Genomic DNA, 18,564 nt, shown 5'->3' on the forward strand with positions numbered 1-18,564 from the left:
GCGGGACGGCATCCGCCCCGCCACGCCGCCCCGCTACGTGCCGGAAACCGGCCGCGAAAGCATGAAAAAGCTCGCCGCCGCCGACTGGGACCTGTTCTGCGCCGGGCACTTCGGCGCGTCAGCCGACCGCACGCTGCCCGAACGGGCGCTGAAGCAGAACCTTTTCTGGGAAAAAAGAATCGCCCAGGCCCTGGACGACGGCCTGAACGAAACGGAGATCGTCGCGTTGCTGCGGCGCGAAGACCTCGAACTGGCCGATATCGCCGCCTGTACCGAAAGCGCGAAGCGCCGCGAAGAATACTTCCTCGGCAACAGCGTGCGCGGCTTCGTGCAGTTTTTAGGCAAGAACGCCTGACGGACGCGGCGTCCGCCGCGTCCGACAAGACGCGCTTCGCGTCGCCAGACGCAAAAACGGGACGGCATACAAAAATCCCCGGCGGCCGAAAAAAATGGCCGCCGGGGATTTTTTTGCGTGCCGCATGTCCCGCGCGAAACGCGGACGTCCGCTCCATGCCGACACGGTCTTCTCCGCGTTCCGGCGCCGGGGCGCCTTTTCGCGGTCACTGTCCGCCAGTCGGCTCCGGGGCTTTGAACGTGCCTTCGGAACGGGAGACGATCAGCGCCGTGGCCGCGTCGCCGGCGATGTTGGGGATCACGCGGGCCATGTTGAGGATGCGGTCGATACCGGCCAGCAGCCCGATCGCTTCCATGGGCAGATGGACCGAGGTGAGCACGATGGTCAGCATCACCAGCCCCGAGCCGGGCACGCCGGCGGTGCCAATGGAAGCCAGCGTGGCGGCGAGCATGATCATGACCTGATCGGCGACGGTGAGCGGTACGCCGAAGATCTGGGCCGTGAAGACCACGGCGATGGCTTCGTAGATGGCGGTGCCGTTCATGTTCATGACGGCGCCGAAGGGGATCACGAAGTTGGCCGTCTCCTCGTCGACGCCGAGTTTCTTCGTGCATTCGAGGTTGAGCGGGATCGTGGCGACGCTGGAACAGGTGGCGAAGACGAAGGTCATCGCTTCCTTCATCGTTTTCAGGAAACGGAGCGGGCTGACGCGCCCGATCACGCCGGCCATCAGACCGGCCTGAACGACGACCAGATAGAGGAACGAGGCGATGTACATGGCCGCGATCGCCTTAATGTAAGGGATGAGGATATCCGGGCCGTTGGCTCCCACGACCTGCGCCATCAGGCCGAAAACGCCGTAGGGCGTGAACTCGAGCACGATGGTGGTGATCTTTTTCATCGCTTCCTGTCCGGAGCGGAACATGTCGAGCAGCGCTTGCCCCTTGGGGCCGATCTTCATCAGCGCGAAGCCCAGCAGCAGCGCGAAGAAAATGATCTGCAGCAGGTTCTGTTTCGACAGGGCCTCGAAAGGATTTTTGGGGATGACGTTGATCAGCGTGTCGAGCATTGAGACCTGTTTCGCCGCCGTCTTCGCCGATTCCTTGGCGAGCTCAATGCTGACGCTCGTGCCGACCTGCATGAGATTGGCGAAGATCAGGCCGATGACGATGGCGAGTGCGGTGCTGACAAGGAAAACGACCACCGTCTTCACGCCCATGCGTCCCAGCTTCTTGCCGTCGCCCACGTCGGCGGCCGCACAGACCAGCAGGCAGAGCACCAGCGGCGCCACCACCATGGTCAGCAGGTTAGTGAGGATTGTTCCCAGAGGTTTCAGCACCGCGGCCTGCCTGCCGAAGATCAGCCCCGCGGCGACGCCGAGCGCGAAGCCGATCATGATGCGCGTGAACAGGCTCAGTTTGTTCCACGGTTTAAAGATGAATCCCATTTCTCTTCCCCCTTTAATGAAAAATCAAACGAAGCGGCAGACGTGATCGATCGCGATGTCGGAGAAGCCGTAGGCTTCGGCCTTGGTCATCTTGCCGTTACAGACGTCTCCGATGATCTCAAGGAGCTCCCTGCCGCTTTCCCGATACGTCGTCGTGCCCTTGATGATGCCGCTCAGATCGACGTCCATGTTGTCGTCCATCATCCGATAGGTGCGGGCGTTGGCCGTCACCTTGAGTACGGGCACGATGGCGTTGCCCGTCGGCGTGCCGCGCCCCGTGGTGAAGATCACGGCGTTGCAGCCGCCAGCTACCATGGAGGTGACGGAGGAGATGTCGTAACCGGCCGTGTCCATGACGATGGCGCCGTGCTTCGTGGGGCGCTCGGCCTGCGCCAACACTTCGACGATGGGGCGGGTGCCGCCCTTGCGGATGCAGCCGAGGCTTTTCTCGTCGAGCGTGGAAAGGCCGCCCGCCTTGTTGCCGGGCGTGGGCTGACCGGCGCGGCAGTCCTGCCCTGCCGCCTTGAGGTGTTCTTCGTAATCCCGGCAGATCTCGATGATCTTGTTGTGCAGTTCCGGCGTCGCCGCACGCCGGGCGACGACGTGCTCGGCGCCGATCCATTCGATGGACTCGCTCATGATCGTCGAAGCGCCGAGATCCACGAGCAGGTCGCTGAGCTCGCCCACGGCGGGATTGCTGGCGATGCCCGAGGTGGCGTCGGAGCCGCCGCACTCGATGCCCAGCAATAGATTCGACATGTCGCACCGCTCCTTTTGCTGCATGGCGGCCGCGGCGGCCATGTCGCGCGCGGCGCGGACGGCCTTCTCGATGGTTTTGAGCGTGCCGCCCTCTTCCTGAATGCCGAAAGAGACCACAGGCTTGCCGGTCATTCCCCGGATTTTTTCGCGCAACTGCGCGTGCCCCACCGTCTCGCAGCCAAGGCCGATGATGACGACGCCGTAGACGTTGGGATTGCAGGCGAAGCCCATCAGCACTTTCTGCGACATGGCCGTGTTCGCCGCCACGTCGGAACAGCCGGTGTTGAAGATGATGTTCACGGCACCGCGCACCTCCGACGCGACGATGCGCGCGCTCTCGCTGCCGCAGGCGCACGTGGGCAGGATCAACACGTGATTGCGGATGCCCGCGCGCCCCTCCTGGCGTTTGTATCCCCAAAACTGCATCGTTTCCCCCTCCTTATACCATTTCACTGGCGTAGTCCCGCGGCACGCTGAAGATATTCTCGTGCGAGACCCAGTGCCCTTTCGCGATCGGTACCAAGGTGCGGCCGATCAGCTCGCCGTACTTGATCACTTCGTCCCCCTCGTCCAGCGGGACCAAGGCGACCTTGTGGCAATAGGGAATCGTCTCCTCCGCCGTGAGCGTGCAGAGCTCGCCGCCGCGGCGATAGACGACCGGAGCGCCGGCCGGGATTTCTTCGACGCAAGTGACCACGTTGTCCTTTTCGTCCATGAGCAAAGCGTTGATGTTCACGTTCAATCCCCCCTTGAAAGTCGAGTATCTTGCTTGACGTCATCATACGGCGGCGATAACATAAATTCAATTCGAGGAAATTTATTGCATCATAAGGAGAATTTATGTTATGAGACAGGAACTGGAGTACGTCTACGAGGTCTACAAAAGCGGCAGCCTTTCGAAAGCGGCGGAAAAACTGTATATCACGCAGCCGGCGCTGAGCATGGCGATCAAAAAAATCGAGTCGTCCATCGGCATGACGCTGTTCGACCGCAAGGTGCGCCCCTTTCAGCTCACCGAAGCCGGCTGGCTTTACATCAACGCGATCACGCGCATCAAAAAAATCGAGGCGGAACTGACGCAGCGGATCGGCGACATTAACGACCTCCACACCGGACACGTGCGCGTCGGCGGTTCCCACTACATCAACGGTTACATCCTGCCGCCGGTGCTGGCGCGCTACAGCCGGCTTTATCCGGGCATCGCCCTGGAACTGGTCGAGCACAGTTCGGCCGTCCTCGCCAAGATGCTGGAGGAACGCGCCGTAGACCTGACGTTCAGCTGCAACGAACTCTTCATGGAGGACTTCGAGCGCTATCCCATGTTCAGCGATCGCATTTTGCTGGCCGTGCCCCGCGCTCATCCGTTCAACCGCCGATACCGCGCCCTCGCCCTGCCGCCGCGCGGCGTCATGAACGGCCGTCACCTGCGCGGGGCTTGCCCCGCGCTGCCCGCCGAGCGCTGCGGAGAGCTTGAGTTCATCTCGCTGATGCCCGGCAACAATCTTCACGACCGTATGCTGCAAATTTTTGCCGCCGCCGGCGTCAAACCACGCCTCAAGATCGAGCTGAGTCAGCTCGCCACCGCCTATCATCTGGCGGCAGGCGGCTTCGCCGCCGCGTTCGTGAGCGACCGTATGGTTACGAATGCGGGCGCGCCGCTGTGTTTCTACAAAATCGATTCGCCGCTGGCGACGCGGCAGTTTTACGCGCTCCTGCCCAGGCGCGACTACACGGCCAAAGCGGTGCGGCGCTTTATCCAGCTCGTCGGCGAAGTCCTGCGTCCGAAAGCGCGGGCGTAGGGCCAAAGGCGAGCTCGTTTTCGAACGGTAGAGCGCTCTCAGTGGTTCTCCTCCTGCGAAGGAATGTTCCACGTGGAACATTTTCCGCCTCTCTCCCGGCGGCGACCGCCCGAAAACGGAACGCGCCTCAATTCCGACGGTTTTTATTGACTAACACGCCGCGGTCATGACACAATGGCCGCGGCGTTTTTCCCGCGGGAAAAAGCATCTTCCGTTGTCCCGCCAACGAACATTTCACCTAAAATGTGATAGAGTAAAAACGGGAACGGAGAGGGGCTTCGCGCCTTCGCCCCGGATCCGAGGGAACAAAAACGAAGGGGGTTGTCAGCCATGCTGGAATTGAAGAACGTTTCCTTCAGCGTCAGCGAGGACGGCAAGCACAAGGAGATCATTCACGATCTCAGTCTGAAAGTGGACAAGAGAAAATTCGTCGTCGTCACCGGCCCGAACGGCGGCGGCAAGTCGACGCTGGCGCGCCTCATCGCCGGCATCGAAAAGCCCACGGGCGGCCGCATCTTTCTCGACGGCGAAGACGTCACCGATAAAAGCGTCACCGACCGCGCCCGCATGGGCATCGGCTTCGCCTTCCAGCAGCCGGTGCGCTTCAAGGGACTGGAAGTCATCGACCTGCTGCGTCTGGCCGTGGGCAAGGAATTGCTCGTCAGCGAGGCCTGCGAGTATTTGGCTGAGGTGGGGCTGTGCGCCCGCGACTACATCAACCGCGAGGTGAACGCTTCTCTCTCGGGCGGCGAGCTGAAGCGCATCGAGATCGCCACGGTGCTGGCCCGCCGCGCCAAACTTTCGGTCTTCGACGAGCCGGAGGCGGGCATCGACCTGTGGAGTTTCCAGAACCTGATCCGCATCTTCAAGAAAATGCGCGAGGACATCAAGGACAGCTCGATCGTCATCATCTCCCATCAGGAGCGCATCCTCAGCATCGCCGACGAGATCGTCGTGCTGGCGGACGGACGCATCGAAAAGCAGGGGCCGCGCGAGGAAGTTTTTCCCGCGCTGGTCGGCACGGAGTCGGCCGTCGACGTGTGCCACAAGCTCAAGCGGGGGGAGGCCTAGCCATGATGCAGCTGGACGAGATCCAAAAACGCCTGCTGGCGGAGGTGGCCGATCTGCACGAAGTCCCGACGGGCGCGTACAATTTCCGCGCCAACGGGCAACTGGCGGGACGCGCCAACACCGCCCACATCGAAATCAGTTCCAAGGCCGACGGTACGGGCATCGACATCCGCATCGCTCCCGGCACCAAAAACGAGAGCGTGCACATTCCCGTCGTCGTCAGCGCCGCCGGCCTGAAGGAAACGGTCTACAACGACTTCTACGTCGGCGAAGACAGCGACGTGCTCATCGTCGCCGGCTGCGGCATCGACAACTGCGGCCGCCAGGACGCCGAACACGACGGCGTGCACCGCTTTTACGTGGGCAAAAACGCCAGAGTCCGCTACGTGGAAAAGCACTACGGCTCCGGGAGCGGCGAGGGCAAGCGCATCCTCAACCCCCAGACGGAAGTTTACATGGAGGACGGCAGCTCCATGGAGATGGAAATGGTGCAAATCAAAGGCGTCGATTCGACCCAGCGCATGACGATCGCCGAGCTGAAAAAGGACGCCCGGCTCGTGGTGCGCGAGCGTCTCATGACCCACGGCGACCAACAGGCCACAAGCGGTTACCGCGTTTCGTTGAACGGCGACGGTTCCAGCGCTGACGTGGTGTCGCGCTCGGTGGCGCGCGACGCGTCGTTCCAAAAGTTCGACGCCTGCATCGTCGGCAACGCGCAGTGCAGCGGGCACACCGAATGCGATTCGATCATCATGGACAAGGGCAAGATCCTCGCCGTGCCCTCGCTGGAGGCCAACAACGTCGACGCGCAGCTGGTCCACGAGGCGGCCATCGGCAAGATCGCCGGCGACCAGATCGTCAAGCTGATGACGCTGGGCTTGAGCGAACAGCAGGCGGAAGAGCAGATCATCAACGGATTTCTCAAATAAAACCACGCCGGCCGCGGGAAGCCTCTCGTTTTCCGCGGCCGGTCCGTTTGTCTTGACTAACACAGGGCGGCTGTGTCACAATACGCGCCGTGAGGGAGTAGCAAGCGCTCCGGGGGGAGCGCAGCACGTCAACATGCTGACCGCAAGGGTCTGGTGTGCTTTAAACTGCGAGACTCATGTATAACTGCCAGGCTATACATGAGGACGATCAAAAAAACGACATCCGGGTATAGCCGAGGCTATGCCCGGATTTTTTTTGTTCCGGCGGCCGATCATTCAGGATGGGGTGGCTGAAATGAGTTTGAGTTTCATGTTTGTGCTGAACTGCGCGCTGCTGGGCGTGGGACTGTCGATGGACGCCTTTTCGGTGTCGATGGTCAATGGGCTGAACGAGCCGCGCATGGGTGTACGGCGAGGATGCGCCGTCGCCGGCGTGTACGCTTTTTTCCAGGCGCTGATGCCGATGACGGGCTGGGTCTGCGTGCGCACCATCGTCGAGATTTTTCGTTCCTTCCAAAAGGCTGTGCCCTGGATCGCGCTGATCCTGCTGCTTGGTATCGGCGGCAAGATGGTGCTCGAAGGGCTGCGCGGCGGACGCGAGGATTGCGCCGCGCCCCGGCTGACGCCCGGAGCGCTCTTTCTGCAGGGCGTGGCCACGTCCATCGACGCGCTCTCGGTCGGCTTCACGATCGCCGCATACGACTGCGCCGCGGCGCTGGCCGCCTCGCTGATCATCTCCGCCGTCACGTTTGCGGTCTGCGGCGCCGGGCTGCTGATCGGCAAAAAGATCGGCACGGCTTTGTCCGGCCGGGCGACGATCCTCGGCGGCGTGATCCTGATCGGCATCGGCCTCGAGATCTTCGCCGCCGGCGTGCTCTAATGCTGGGACACGGGATAAAAAATGCCGGAAACTCAATCGCGAGCTTCCGGCATTTTTTTACGGCTGAATTTTTACAGCGCGCGGTACTCCACCGTGCCGTCGATCATGGTCATGACGGGATGGCAGCGGGTGTCGAGCGGGTTGCCGTTCCACAGCACGAGATCGGCGTCTTTGCCGGCGTCGATGGAGCCGACGCGGTCTTCGATGCCGAGGTGCTCGGCGCTGGACAGCGTGACGCAGCGCAGAGCCTCGGCTTCGGTCAGCCCGGCGCGGGCGGCCAGCGAAGCGGAGACGATCTGTCCGTAAAGCGGGATCACGGGATGGTCGGTGAGGATGCAGATGTGCACGCCGGCGTCGCGCAGGGCGAGCAAGGTTTCCCAGCCCTGATGGCGCAGTTCGGGCTTGACGGGCACGCCGAAGGTGGGGCCGACGGCGGCCTTGACGTGGTGCGCGGCCAGCCACGGGGCGATGAACTGTCCTTCGGTGCAGTGCTCGATGGTGAAATCGAGGCCGAACTCCTCGGCGATGCGCACGGCGGTGCAGATGTCGTCGGCGCGGTGGCTGTGGACGCTGAGTTTGATCTTGCGGTCGAGCACGAGGGAGAGCGCTTCCATGTCCAAGTTGGTCTCGAAGGCTTCGCCGTCTTTGCGGCACTTTTTCTTTTCCAGATAGTTGCGGGCGTCCTGCAGGGCTTTGCGCATGATGTAGGCGTTGCCCATGCGGGTCGTGGGCGTGCGGTGGCCGTTGTCCTTGTAGACGCGGATCGGGTTTTCGCCGAGAGCGGCCTTCATGCAGGAGGGCGATTTGACGAGCATTTCCTCGACGACGCTGGCCCGTTTGAGTTTGATGATGGCGCCCGTGCCGCCGATGACGTTGGCGCTGCCGGGTAAAGTCTGCACGCAGGTGACGCCGCCTTTTTCGCGCGATTCGGCCACGCTTTTGTCGCGCACGTAGATGGAATCGAGAATGCTCAGCCCAGGCGTGACGGGATTGGTCATCTCGTTGATGTCGCTCATGCCGTACAGTTCCATCTCTTCGGACGTGGTGATGTGGGTATGGGCGTCGACCAGGCCGGGCGTCAGCGTCAGGCCGCGGGCGTCGATGATCTCCGTGCCCTCGGGGGCGCCGAGGTGTTCGCCGACGCCGGCGATCTTCGTTCCGTCCACAAGCACCGCGCCGTTCTCGATCGGCGCGGCGGAAACGGGCAGCACGCGCGCATTGACAATCAGTTTCATAACAAAAGAACCTCCCCTGAAATTTATGATGCGCGTCCCCTAAAAATTCCCCCAGGGAACGTTCGTCACCAAAATCTGCGTTTCGTCGTCGCCGGGATAAAACGTGTCCGGCTCTTCGGCGTAATACTCGAAGATGAATTCGCCCGCGTCCCAGCGAGGAAGCACGGTCCATTCTTCGGTGCGGAACGCGATGGTCTCGTCGTCGATGCCGCGCAGCGCCGGCGTCATCTCCGCCAGCAAAAAGGCGAAGCGTTCCTTGAATTGGCCCCATTCGATCGTCTCTGTCTGAAGCATGGCGTCTCATTCCTCCCTGCCGGGTCGATCTGATCCGTCAAAAGGATAGCAGATTTATACACCTTTGCAAGTGAATAAATTCGGTTATAATAGGCAGCGTTGCACGAACATTTTGTGCGCCTCGCGCACAGGAAGCGATTTCAAGGAGGAATTTCTCAGATGAAAAAGTTGTTTGCCGCCGCGGCGGCGCTCTCGGTCCTTCTGGCCGGTTCGGCGTTTGCGGCCGACCAAAACGCCGACAAAAAGGTGCTGGCCACCGTCGCCGGCGAAACGATCACGCAGGCCGACCTCGATCAGGCCATGAGCGGTTTCGATCCGCAGCAGCGCGCGGCCTACGCTTCGCCGGAAGGACAGGCCCAGCTGCTGGACAATCTGATCGACTTCAAGGTCTTTGCGCGCTCGGGGCGCGAGCAGAAGCTGCAGAACTCGCCCAAGTACAAGGAGGCCATGGCCAACCTCGAGCAGCGCCTGCTCTTCACGCTGGCCACGGAGAAGATCCTCGACGAAGCCGGCAAGACGCCCGCGACCGATCAGGACGCGCAGAAATATTACGACGAGCACAAGGAGATCTTCCAGGTTCCCGCCGCGATCCGCGCCTCGCACATCCTGATCCGCGCCGACAAGAACATGCCCGCCAAGGATCAGAAAGCCGCCCAGGAAAAGGCCGCCGACCTGATCCGCGACATCAAAGCCGGCAAGACCACGTTCGAGGACGCCGCCAAGAACAACTCCGCCGACGGCACGCGCAGCCGCGGCGGCGACCTTGGCTATTTCAGCAAAGGGCAGATGGTGCCCGAGTTCGAGAAGGCCGCCTTCGCCCTGAAAAAGGGCGAGATGACCGCCAAGCCCGTCAAGACCGATTTCGGCTATCACGTCATCAAGGCCACCGACAGCCGCGACGCCTCGATCCGTCCGTTCGCCGAGGTGAAGGAAGACATCAAGGCCGACCTCGTGCGCCAGAAACAGGTCAAGGCCATCCAGGACGAACGCGACGCGCTGCGCGCCCGCTACGGCGTGAAGATCGCCGCGCCCGAGGCGCCCGCCTCCGGCGACAAAAAGCCCGCCAAGTAATGCGCCTCAAAAAAAAGAGAGACTCTGCGGAGCCTCTCTTTTTTTTGAGGCGGCACGTTGAGATTTTCGAAAGGGCAGAGTAGAATGGATCAGTTTCCGTATAAAACCACGCTTCGGCCGCTGCGGCCGAAATCGAACGCAGGAAGGGGAGTTTTCTCATGAAGTACGATTTCACGAGCATCATCGACCGCCACGGCCGCGACGCCCTCGCCGTAGACAATCTCGGAGCCGGCATGGCCCCCAATCCGCCCAAACCGGGGTTCGACTCGATCCCGATGTGGATCGCCGACATGAACTTCGCCACCGTGCCCACCGTGCCCGAAGCGATGATCGAGCGCGCGAAACATCCGCTCTACGGTTACTTCGCGCCCAAAAAGGAATATTATCAGTCCATCATCGACTGGCAGGCGAAGCGCAACGGCGTCGCCGGGCTCGAAGCGAAGCACATCGGCTACGAGAACGGCGTGCTCGGCGGCGTGGCCAGCGCGCTGAACGTGATCTGCTCGCGGGGCGGCAACGTGTTGCTCCACTCCCCCACTTACATCGGTTTCACCAACACGCTGAACAACAACGGCTGGCACATCGTCCACTCGCCGCTGAAGCGCGACGCGCAGGGCGTGTGGCGCATGGATTACGCCGACATGGAAAAGAAGATCGCGGAGAACAAGATCCACGCCGCCATCTTCTGCTCGCCCCACAATCCCTGCGGCCGCGTATGGGAGCGCGAAGAGATCGAGACGGCCATGGAGATCTACCGCACGCACGACGTGTTCGTGATCTCCGACGAGATCTGGTCCGACCTGACGCTCGACGGTTATAAGCACATCCCCACGCAGAGCGTCGGCGACGACGCGAGAAACCGCACCGTCGCGCTCTACGCTCCCAGCAAAACCTTCAACCTCGCCGGGCTGATCGGCAGTTACCACATCATCTACAACGACTGGCTGCGCGAGCGCATCGACAAGGAATCGTCGCTGTCGCACTACAACAGCATGAACGTGCTTTCCATGCACGCGCTGATCGGCGCCTACACGCCCGCAGGGCACGAATGGGTGGACGAGCTGCGCCAGGTGCTGACGGAAAACGTGAACTACGCTTACGATTACATCAAAGAGCATTTCGACGGCGTCGATCTGGCCAAACCTCAGGGCACCTACATGCTCTTCATCGACTGCGAGCAGTGGTGCAAAAAACACGGCAAGACCATCGACGACGTGCACCGGGCCGGTTCCGACGTGGGCGTGTCATGGCAGGACGGGCGCATGTTCAACGGCCCGTACAGCATCCGCGTCAATCTGGCGCTGCCGCTGTCGCGCGTCAAAGAGGCCATGGCGCGCATGGATAAGTACGTCTTCAACGCCCGATAAAACTCGAGCCCGCCTCCTTTCGCGGAAGCGGGCTTTTTCGTCCGCGTCGGCACAAGAGTTTTCTCTGCGCGCGGCGTGATGACGTTCCTTCGGGGCGGAGCTTTTACGGCGGCGCAATTCATTCGCGAAAGGAGCGACCTCCATGCTGAGAGAATTTCTGGCAATGGGCGCGGCCTTCGGCTTTCTCATTTTCTTCCCTAAAGGAAAGCTGTGGAACGGCGCCTCGCTGCTGCTCACGGGGCTGATCATGGGACTCGGCGCCGGTCAGTCCCCAAAAGTTGTCGCGGAAAACTTTACCGGCATCGTCACCTCGCCGCCGACCATGAAAACCATCGCCGTCATCCTGCAGATCGGCGTTCTCAGCGCGCTGATGAAGCAGTACGACATCCTCGGCCGGCTTGTGGAAGCCTTCAAGGACGTTTTTTCGTCGGCCAAAGCGGTGATCATGATCCTGCCGGCGGCGATCGGCATGGTTTCGGTGCCCGGCGGCGCGGGCATCTCCAGCCCCTTCGTCGACGAACTGGGCGACAACCTCAGGCTGCCCGTGTTCAAGCGCGCGGCGCTCAACCTGACCTTCCGTCACTGCGCCTTCTTCCTGCTGCCGACGAGCAGCTCGATGATCGTTTTCTCCAACATGGCGCCGCACGTCAGCCTGTACAAGCTGATCGCGCTCAACGTCGCCTTTGTCGCCGGCATGGAGTTCACGTCTTACCTGCTTTACCTGCGCGGCGCCTCGGCGCCGGTCGCTTCGCGCTCCGGCGGCGGGCACACACTCCGCGGGCTCGTCGACATTCTCAAATACATGTCGCCGATCTACGTCATCGTGCTGCTCAACGGTCTGTTCAAGGTGCCCATGTACCTGAGCGCCTTCGCTTCGCTGATGCTGATCCTGGCCGGTTGGGGGCGGCGCGACGCAAAAGCCTACGCGCGCGCGTTCTGGCAGGGGCTCAGCGGCCAAACTTTCGTGACGATGCTGGGCATCTATTTCATGCAGAACACCGTGCGGGACCTGACCGGCATCATGGGCGCCTTTCAAAACATGTTCGTGCGATCGTCGGAGTTCGGCGTGCTGCTGGTGATCGCGGGCGCGGCGCTGCTTTTCGGCCTCACCACGGGGCTCAGCTACGTGCCGCTGGGCGTTTTGGTGCCGCTGCTGACGAGCCTGCACCTGCCGCCGGCGGAAGAGCTGCTCTACTGCGTTTTCATCTACACGTGGAGCTTCAACGGCTATTTCTTTTCGCCCCTGCACCTGTGCCAAGCGCTCACCCTGCAGCAGATGAACTGTTCCGTCTCCGCGCTGGACAAAGGGTACCTGCCGCTGATGATCGAGATGGCCGTGGCTCCGTTCGTCATTTTCGGCCTGTACAGAACGATCCTGCTGTGACCGCCGCGCCCTGAAAGCACCTGCCAACGCCCCCAAAAGCGCTCTGCCGCCAACGGCAAAGCGCGCTTTTACGCAGCTGAACATTTCACTTTTCCAGTCCGGATTGTTTTTCCCTTGTTGACGTCCGGTAACAAATACGGCGAATTGCGCGGCATAAAAATTTTATAGTGATCATTATCATCATTTTGCGGAGTGGAAAATCATGAACAAGAGAAAAGAAGAGCAGCTGAAACGGATCCTTCAGGCCATCAAGAGCGGTGAAATCGTCAACGACGGCAAGCTGCCGACGGAACGAGAGCTGGAAAGACATTTCAGCATGTCGCGGCTGCATATCCGCGAGTGTCTGAACATCCTCGAAGCTTACGGCGTGCTGGAAATCCGCGAACGCCAGGGTATTTTCGTGGAAAGCCACGATGTCAGCGGGGCCTTTCGTTCGCTGGACGACTTTCAGTCCGCCTGGCCGGTCGGACTCTATGACGAGATTTCGGAAGTGCGCCGTCTCGTCGAGGTCCCTGCCGCACGCTTTGCCGCTCAGCGCCGTAACGAGCAGGATCTGGAACATCTTCACGAGGCACTGACCATGCTGCGCCGTGTGATCGCGCTGGCGCCCCCGGAACGGGGTTTACAGGGGGCGAAATGGAACAGCATCTTCCACAATCTGATCGCGACAGCCGCCCATAACATGGTGCTGCTGCGAATTTACGAAAGCGTCATCGCGCTCTCGCAAAGCACGCTGAACTCGCTGATCCTCGGCGACATCGCCCGCCGCCCGCAGGACATCTGGCCCGACCAGATTATCGACGAACACGAGAAACTGGCCGAGGCCATTTTCCGACAGGACGCAGAAACCGCCGGCAAAATCATGAAACTCCACCTCGAACGGACGTACACTCGCTACAAGCTCAGTTACACAGTAAACCTGGAGCGCAAGGACAACGGCTAAACAAAAATTTTCCATCCATCCCGGACGCATCAATAGCAGAAGCGTCTGGGGTGGATTTTTTCAAAGTAAATTGTCGACTTGATTTTTAATATCCATGATGCTACACTGTTTTTGCTTTAGGTAGATCATGGTTAACCAGAAAAGATCGAAACGATATTCTACATGATTAATCATTTTTCAGCAAAAGACCGTCTTACCTTTGAAAAATCATTCCTCGTTGCTCCGCAGGGAAATTTAAGGCGACACGTTTCAGTTACTTAAAATACATCGTGAGTAGGAGGGCTTTTTATGAGAAGTGGAAATCGCGTTTTAGGTACAGTAGTTTTGATCGGTGCGCTGGCAGCATCCGCTGCTTTTGCCGCTTATCCAACCAAGCAAATCACCGTTCTACAGGGATTCAAGGCCGGCGGCGGCAGCGATACGGTCGCCCAACTGACTCAGCCTTACTTGGAGAAGGTCCTTGGCAAGTCGTTCGTCAATCAGTACATCCCGGGGGCCACTGGGGCAATCGCCTGGACGCAGCTGGCCAAGGCGGCTCGCAAGGACGGTTACACGCTGAGCATCACCAACACGCCCATGCTTCTGACCAACTACATCATGACGCCCGCCATCACCTACAAAGTCGATGAGCTGACGCCCATAGCCAACGTCATCAGTGATCCCGGCATCGTTGTTGTGGCAGCTGACAGTCCCTTCAAGACTTTTGACGATTTCATCGCGGCGGTCAAAGCCAATCCCGGCAAGGTCACCGTCGGCAATTCCGGAGTCGGCGGCGACGACTTCTTCACGACGCTGATCTTCGAAAAAGTTTCAGGGCTGAAAGTTCAGATGGTTCCTTTCGAGGGCGACGGTCCTTCCTGGCAGGCAGCGATGGGGAAAAAGATCGACGTCAGCTTCAACAACATCGGCATCGTTTTCCCTCAGATCAAAGCCGATAACCTGCGCGCGCTGGCGATCATGGCCGAGAAACGTTACGAGCTGCTCCCCGACGTGCCGACGATGAAAGAAAAAGGAATCGACGTGGTATCTGGTTCTTCGCGCGGCTACAGCGCTCCCGCTGACATTCCCGAGGAGGCCCGCCAAACGCTGATCGAAGCGTTCAAAAAGATGGCCGAGATGCGCGAATTCAAGAAAGCGTGCGCCGACCGCGCTTCCATCATCGACATGAAGTACGGCGACGACTATATGGCCATGCTGAAGAAGCAGGAAAAGGATTTCACCGAAATTTGGAACGAAGTGAAGGATCAATTCCAGAAACATTAAACTTCCACTGAAATGAACCAAGAGACGGTTTCGTCTATTGAAGTCGTCTTTTTTCAAGCGATATTGCCGAAAAACCGGGGCTGTCCGTTTGTGCGAAGGAGTCTTTTCTATGTCCTATTTTATGCAACACGTCCTTTTTGCTCTGTTTTCCTTCGGTGTCGGACTGTTCTTTTTCTTTACGGCTCAGTCCATGCCTGATTCCGCTCGACTGTTTCCGCAGTTGGTAGCGGCGCTGATCTTTCTGCTCAGCTTCGTGATGGCTTTCAATGCGCGGCGCTCGGCGCCTCCATCCGGTGAGAAAGCGCGGATCAACGCCGTGCGCGTGGTCACTTATTCGCTGATGATCGCCGCTTACATCGCTGTGACGGAAAAGGCGGGATATTTCGTCACGACGCCTCTTTTCATGATCATCAGCTATATCTATCTGCGCGCAGCGGGGCTTCTCAAGGCAATCTTGATTGCCGCGCTGTTCTGCGGCTTCATCTATCTGCTGTTCGTCCGCTTCCTGAATCTCCCCGTGCCGCTCGGCTTGCTCGAACCGCTGCTCGGCGCTTAAGGAAAAAGGAGCGTATTCGCATGTTCGACAGTATGATTCTCGGTCTGGGCAACATCCTTCAGTGGAACAACATGCTGGCCATGTGCGGCGGTACGGCGCTGGGACTTTTCGTCGGCGCCATGCCCGGTCTTTCGGCCACGATGGCGATCGCGCTGCTGGTTCCCATGACGTTCGCCATGCCGCCGGAAACAGGTATCACCATGTTGGCGTCGCTTTATATGGGCTCGATGTATGGCGGCTCAATCGCAGCCATTCTGATCCGTACTCCGGGCACGCCTTCGGCGGCGGCCACGGTCATGGACGGTTATCCGATGGCCTCACGCGGCGAAGCGGGGCACGCTCTCGGCATTTCGCTGTTCGCTTCCTTTGTCGGCGGCGTGGTCAGCAGTATTGTGCTGTTGACGGTAGCGCCCCTGCTGGGACGTGTGGCCGTGATGTTCGGCCCCGTCGAGCTCACTTCGGTGGCCGTGCTGGGCATGACGATCATCGCCTCCCTGTCATAGGGATCGCCTGTCAAGGGGCTGCTCTCGGGGGCGATCGGCTTGGCGCTGTCCACGGTCGGTATGGATCCCATCACGGGGATCCCGCGCTTCACCATGAACAATATCAATCTGTTCTCGGGTATTCCCTTCACGGTGGCATTGATTGGTTTGTTTTCCATTCCCCAGGTGCTCCGTCTGATCGAGAAGGACGAGGGTAACGCCGAACGCATCGAGTCGATCAAAGACAGCGTTATGCGTCCGTGGTTTGAGCTGAGGGTGTTGCTGCCGACAATCCTCCGCTCTAGCATCATCGGCGTGTTCACCGGCATCATCCCCGGTACGGGCGGTGACACGGCCTGTTGGTTCGCTTACAACGAGGCCAAGTGCTTTTACAAGCCCGGCTGCAGTAAATACGAATTCGGCGACGGCAACGAATACGGCATTGCCGCGCCGGAATCGGCCAACAACGCCGTGGTCGGCGGCGCCCTGGTGCCCACGATCACGTTGGGAATTCCCGGCAGTTCAGCCACGGCCGTGCTGCTTGGTGGTCTGATGATTCACGGCATCATGCCCGGTCCGACGCTGATGACCGAGTATGCCGGCGTCACCTATACGCTGTTGTGGGCCATTTTGTTTTCGTGCTTCGCCATGTTCGTGGAAGGCCTGTTCTTCACGCGCCTATGCATTGCGGTGACGAAGATTCACAACCGCATTCTCGCCGTGGCGATCACGATTCTCTGCGTTATCGGCGCTTTCGCCATCAACAACAACTTCTTCGACGTGGGGCTGATGTTCTGTTTCGGCATCCTCGGTTACTTCATGGACAAGCTCAAGATCCCGGTCGCGCCCCTCGTGGTCGGGTTGATTCTCGGACATATGCTCGACGTCAGCCTGCATCAGGCGCTGCTTATCAGCGGCGGCAGCTGGTCGATTTTCGTCACCAACCCGATCTCCGCCGCGCTGCTGGCGTTGGCGCTGTTTTCTTTGATCCAGTCCACGCTCTGGTATGTCAACTGGAAAAAAGCGCGTCAGAGCAAAAAGGCGGCGTAGCTCAAGACGATCGGACAGATGCGGCCGATTCGAAGTTCTGTTGACGATGCCGCACTTTTTTTCCGAAGAAATGTTATAGCATAATTGAGGGGGAAAATTTGAAAAATGCTCAGACGCAGTCTGCAGATATCGCCCGCCGACAACGTGAAAACGGTGCTCGAAGACAGTTTCAGAGGCGATACGATCGATACGCCCGACGGACCGTTGACGCTCCTCGACGATGTGGAATTTGCCCATAAGGTGCTGATCAAAGACCTGCACGCCGGCGATCCGGTCATCAAGTACGGCGAGGAGATCGGCCGCGTGAAAGCCGACACGCCCCGCGGCACATGGATCCACACGCACAACATGTCCTGTGAGCGCGGCAGGCGATAGGGGGAACGATCATGACGATGACTTTCAACGGATACCGTCGTTCAGACGGAACGGTGGGCGTACGCAACCATCTGGCCATCATTCCCTCCGTGTTCTGCGCCAATCGCACGGTGGAGCGCATTGCCGCCCAGCTGCCCGGTTCGGTGCCGATCCGCCATGCCGTAGGCTGTTCGCAGGTCGGCCTTGATCTTGAACTGACGGCCCGTACGCTCAAAGCTCTCGGCACGCACCCCAACGTCGGCGCGGTGCTGGTGATCGGCCTCGGCTGCGAGCGTTTTCCGCCGCGGGAGCTGGAGGAAGCAGTGCGCAAGAGCGGGCGCCCCGTCGCGTGCTTCGTCATCCAGGAAGAGGGCGGCACAACCAACACGATCAAACACGCCGTTGAAGCCGGCAGAAAAATGTTCGCCAGTCTGGCCGAACAGCGGCGCGTGCCCTGCCCGCTGAGCGAGCTGTTCGTCGGCACGAAGTGCGGCGGGACCGACGCCACCAGTGGCCTGGCCGCCAATCCCGCCGTCGGCGAAATGGTGGACAAGCTGGTCGCGCAGGGCGGCAGCGCGATCCTCAGCGAGATGAACGAGCTGCTCGGCACCGAGCACATTCTTGCCCGCCGCGCCGTCAGCAAAGAGGTCGCCGATAAAGTTTACAAAGCCATTTACGAGATCGAGGACGTCTTGCGCAGCGGCATCGACATGCGGCTGGGAGCCAAACGCAACCAGCTCATCTCCCCCGGCAACGCCGACGGCGGCGTCAGTTCCATCGTCGAAAAGGCGCTGGGCGGCATGCACAAATCGGGCACCTGCCCCATTGTCGACGTGATCGACTACGCCACGCCGCCCGAGAAGGGCAAGAAAGGCCTGTTCCTGATGAAGTACGAAAGCCACGACGGCGAAGTCACCACCGGCGAGATCGGCTGCGGCGCGCAGATCGTCGCTTTTACCACGGGACGCGGCTCGCCCACGGGACACCCCATCGCCCCGGTCGTCAAGATCACCGGCAACGAAAAAACTTACAAGGCCATGAGCGAAATGTTCGACTTCGACGCGTCGGGCATCATTTCCCGCGGCGATTCGCTCGAAGATACCGGCAGAGCCCTGCTCGACCTCGTCATCCGCGTTGCGGACGGCGAGCGGACACAGGCCGAGAAGACCGGCGACGACAGCCTGATGTGCATCGCCCGTCGTCACGGCTACCACGTCAAGAGCGAAGAGGAAATCATGAATCACTGCCGGGAGGTGTAGCGCCCGTCCATTAAGCATCACGGAGGACTCGCCACTCGTGCGCTGCGTGAAACACCACAAAAAAAC

17 protein-coding genes and 2 pseudogenes are annotated in these 18,564 nt (G+C 60.2%); 14 read left to right on the forward strand and 5 right to left on the reverse strand.

The window, feature by feature from the left end; all coding sequences use genetic code 11:
• Positions 1–355 (forward strand): annotated as a pseudogene (locus HMPREF7215_RS13455) (hypothetical protein); the annotation flags it as partial.
• A gap of 205 nt (positions 356–560) precedes the next feature.
• On the opposite strand, the gene HMPREF7215_RS00600 reads toward HMPREF7215_RS13455, so the two are convergent.
• From HMPREF7215_RS00600 to HMPREF7215_RS00610, 3 genes are read right to left on the reverse strand one after another with little or no spacing between them, the layout of a single operon-like run.
• The gene (locus HMPREF7215_RS00600; protein ID WP_009163605.1) at positions 561–1,802 is read right to left on the reverse strand and encodes a dicarboxylate/amino acid:cation symporter; all 1,242 of its coding nucleotides are present in this window, start codon (positions 1,800–1,802) and stop codon (positions 561–563) included.
• Positions 1,803–1,826: 24 nt separating this feature from the next.
• On the reverse strand, positions 1,827–2,987 hold the full coding sequence (locus tag HMPREF7215_RS00605) for a UxaA family hydrolase (protein ID WP_009163606.1): 1,161 nt from the start codon (positions 2,985–2,987) through the stop codon (positions 1,827–1,829).
• Between the two features lie 13 nt (positions 2,988–3,000).
• Complete coding sequence (locus tag HMPREF7215_RS00610; RefSeq protein ID WP_009163607.1) at positions 3,001–3,297, reverse strand: UxaA family hydrolase; 297 nt, start codon at positions 3,295–3,297, stop codon at positions 3,001–3,003.
• 109 nt (positions 3,298–3,406) lie between these two features.
• Here HMPREF7215_RS00610 and HMPREF7215_RS00615 point away from each other — a divergent pair, with 109 nt between their 5' ends.
• From HMPREF7215_RS00615 to HMPREF7215_RS00630, 4 genes are all read left to right on the forward strand, one after another.
• Positions 3,407–4,360, forward strand: a complete 954-nt coding sequence (locus tag HMPREF7215_RS00615) for a LysR family transcriptional regulator (protein WP_009163608.1) — start codon at positions 3,407–3,409, stop codon at positions 4,358–4,360.
• A 330-nt stretch (positions 4,361–4,690) separates the two neighbouring features.
• The gene (locus HMPREF7215_RS00620; RefSeq protein WP_009163609.1) at positions 4,691–5,431 is read left to right on the forward strand and encodes an ABC transporter ATP-binding protein; all 741 of its coding nucleotides are present in this window, start codon (positions 4,691–4,693) and stop codon (positions 5,429–5,431) included.
• A 2-nt stretch (positions 5,432–5,433) separates the two neighbouring features.
• A complete protein-coding gene (locus tag HMPREF7215_RS00625; protein ID WP_009163610.1) occupies positions 5,434–6,360 on the forward strand; it encodes a SufB/SufD family protein in 927 nt (308 codons plus the stop codon).
• A 295-nt stretch (positions 6,361–6,655) separates the two neighbouring features.
• Positions 6,656–7,240, forward strand: a complete 585-nt coding sequence (locus tag HMPREF7215_RS00630) for a manganese efflux pump MntP (RefSeq protein WP_040549968.1) — start codon at positions 6,656–6,658, stop codon at positions 7,238–7,240.
• A 71-nt stretch (positions 7,241–7,311) separates the two neighbouring features.
• Here the strand turns inward: HMPREF7215_RS00630 and HMPREF7215_RS00635 are convergent, their stop codons facing one another.
• Together HMPREF7215_RS00635 and HMPREF7215_RS00640 are read right to left on the reverse strand one after the other, a co-directional pair.
• Positions 7,312–8,475: an amidohydrolase gene (locus HMPREF7215_RS00635; protein WP_009163612.1), complete on the reverse strand. Its 1,164-nt coding sequence runs from the start codon at positions 8,473–8,475 to the stop codon at positions 7,312–7,314.
• A gap of 39 nt (positions 8,476–8,514) precedes the next feature.
• Positions 8,515–8,769: a hypothetical protein gene (locus HMPREF7215_RS00640; RefSeq protein ID WP_009163613.1), complete on the reverse strand. Its 255-nt coding sequence runs from the start codon at positions 8,767–8,769 to the stop codon at positions 8,515–8,517.
• A 159-nt stretch (positions 8,770–8,928) separates the two neighbouring features.
• Between HMPREF7215_RS00640 and HMPREF7215_RS00645 the strand changes: the two genes are divergently transcribed.
• From HMPREF7215_RS00645 to HMPREF7215_RS00685, 9 genes and pseudogenes are all read left to right on the forward strand, one after another.
• Positions 8,929–9,840 carry a peptidylprolyl isomerase gene (locus HMPREF7215_RS00645; protein ID WP_009163614.1) on the forward strand — a complete coding sequence of 304 codons (912 nt, stop codon included), beginning with the start codon at positions 8,929–8,931 and terminating at the stop codon, positions 9,838–9,840.
• Positions 9,841–9,998: 158 nt separating this feature from the next.
• Complete coding sequence (locus HMPREF7215_RS00650; RefSeq protein ID WP_009163615.1) at positions 9,999–11,207, forward strand: MalY/PatB family protein; 1,209 nt, start codon at positions 9,999–10,001, stop codon at positions 11,205–11,207.
• Positions 11,208–11,349: 142 nt separating this feature from the next.
• Positions 11,350–12,591 carry a DUF401 family protein gene (locus HMPREF7215_RS00655; protein ID WP_009163616.1) on the forward strand — a complete coding sequence of 414 codons (1,242 nt, stop codon included), beginning with the start codon at positions 11,350–11,352 and terminating at the stop codon, positions 12,589–12,591.
• Positions 12,592–12,793: 202 nt separating this feature from the next.
• Positions 12,794–13,534, forward strand: coding sequence for a FadR/GntR family transcriptional regulator (locus HMPREF7215_RS00660; protein ID WP_009163617.1), 741 nt, complete (start codon positions 12,794–12,796; stop codon positions 13,532–13,534).
• 288 nt (positions 13,535–13,822) lie between these two features.
• Positions 13,823–14,797: a tripartite tricarboxylate transporter substrate binding protein gene (locus HMPREF7215_RS00665; protein WP_009163619.1), complete on the forward strand. Its 975-nt coding sequence runs from the start codon at positions 13,823–13,825 to the stop codon at positions 14,795–14,797.
• 109 nt (positions 14,798–14,906) lie between these two features.
• Positions 14,907–15,353: a tripartite tricarboxylate transporter TctB family protein gene (locus tag HMPREF7215_RS00670; protein WP_009163620.1), complete on the forward strand. Its 447-nt coding sequence runs from the start codon at positions 14,907–14,909 to the stop codon at positions 15,351–15,353.
• 80 nt (positions 15,354–15,433) lie between these two features.
• Positions 15,434–16,885 (forward strand): annotated as a pseudogene (locus HMPREF7215_RS00675) (tripartite tricarboxylate transporter permease).
• A gap of 105 nt (positions 16,886–16,990) precedes the next feature.
• A complete protein-coding gene (locus tag HMPREF7215_RS00680) occupies positions 16,991–17,260 on the forward strand; it encodes a UxaA family hydrolase (protein ID WP_009163624.1) in 270 nt (89 codons plus the stop codon).
• Between the two features lie 11 nt (positions 17,261–17,271).
• The gene (locus HMPREF7215_RS00685; RefSeq protein WP_009163625.1) at positions 17,272–18,498 is read left to right on the forward strand and encodes a UxaA family hydrolase; all 1,227 of its coding nucleotides are present in this window, start codon (positions 17,272–17,274) and stop codon (positions 18,496–18,498) included.
• The last annotated feature ends 66 nt before the right edge of the window (positions 18,499–18,564 follow it).

It is taken from the genome of Pyramidobacter piscolens W5455 (assembly GCF_000177335.1).
GTDB lineage: Bacteria > Synergistota > Synergistia > Synergistales > Dethiosulfovibrionaceae > Pyramidobacter > Pyramidobacter piscolens.

What these genes read in the sequence shown, in the direction of transcription:
- HMPREF7215_RS00600 (WP_009163605.1), bottom strand. Translation starts at nt 1,802, where the DNA reads ATGGGATTCATCTTTAAACCGTGGAACAAACTGAGCCTGTTCACGCGC.
- HMPREF7215_RS00605 (WP_009163606.1), bottom strand. Translation starts at nt 2,987, where the DNA reads ATGCAGTTTTGGGGATACAAACGCCAGGAGGGGCGCGCGGGCATCCGC.
- HMPREF7215_RS00615 (WP_009163608.1), top strand. Translation starts at nt 3,407, where the DNA reads ATGAGACAGGAACTGGAGTACGTCTACGAGGTCTACAAAAGCGGCAGC.
- HMPREF7215_RS00620 (WP_009163609.1), top strand. Translation starts at nt 4,691, where the DNA reads ATGCTGGAATTGAAGAACGTTTCCTTCAGCGTCAGCGAGGACGGCAAG.
- HMPREF7215_RS00625 (WP_009163610.1), top strand. Translation starts at nt 5,434, where the DNA reads ATGATGCAGCTGGACGAGATCCAAAAACGCCTGCTGGCGGAGGTGGCC.
- HMPREF7215_RS00630 (WP_040549968.1), top strand. Translation starts at nt 6,656, where the DNA reads ATGAGTTTGAGTTTCATGTTTGTGCTGAACTGCGCGCTGCTGGGCGTG.
- HMPREF7215_RS00635 (WP_009163612.1), bottom strand. Translation starts at nt 8,475, where the DNA reads ATGAAACTGATTGTCAATGCGCGCGTGCTGCCCGTTTCCGCCGCGCCG.
- HMPREF7215_RS00640 (WP_009163613.1), bottom strand. Translation starts at nt 8,769, where the DNA reads ATGCTTCAGACAGAGACGATCGAATGGGGCCAATTCAAGGAACGCTTC.
- HMPREF7215_RS00645 (WP_009163614.1), top strand. Translation starts at nt 8,929, where the DNA reads ATGAAAAAGTTGTTTGCCGCCGCGGCGGCGCTCTCGGTCCTTCTGGCC.
- HMPREF7215_RS00650 (WP_009163615.1), top strand. Translation starts at nt 9,999, where the DNA reads ATGAAGTACGATTTCACGAGCATCATCGACCGCCACGGCCGCGACGCC.
- HMPREF7215_RS00655 (WP_009163616.1), top strand. Translation starts at nt 11,350, where the DNA reads ATGCTGAGAGAATTTCTGGCAATGGGCGCGGCCTTCGGCTTTCTCATT.
- HMPREF7215_RS00660 (WP_009163617.1), top strand. Translation starts at nt 12,794, where the DNA reads ATGAACAAGAGAAAAGAAGAGCAGCTGAAACGGATCCTTCAGGCCATC.
- HMPREF7215_RS00665 (WP_009163619.1), top strand. Translation starts at nt 13,823, where the DNA reads ATGAGAAGTGGAAATCGCGTTTTAGGTACAGTAGTTTTGATCGGTGCG.
- HMPREF7215_RS00670 (WP_009163620.1), top strand. Translation starts at nt 14,907, where the DNA reads ATGTCCTATTTTATGCAACACGTCCTTTTTGCTCTGTTTTCCTTCGGT.
- HMPREF7215_RS00680 (WP_009163624.1), top strand. Translation starts at nt 16,991, where the DNA reads ATGCTCAGACGCAGTCTGCAGATATCGCCCGCCGACAACGTGAAAACG.
- HMPREF7215_RS00685 (WP_009163625.1), top strand. Translation starts at nt 17,272, where the DNA reads ATGACGATGACTTTCAACGGATACCGTCGTTCAGACGGAACGGTGGGC.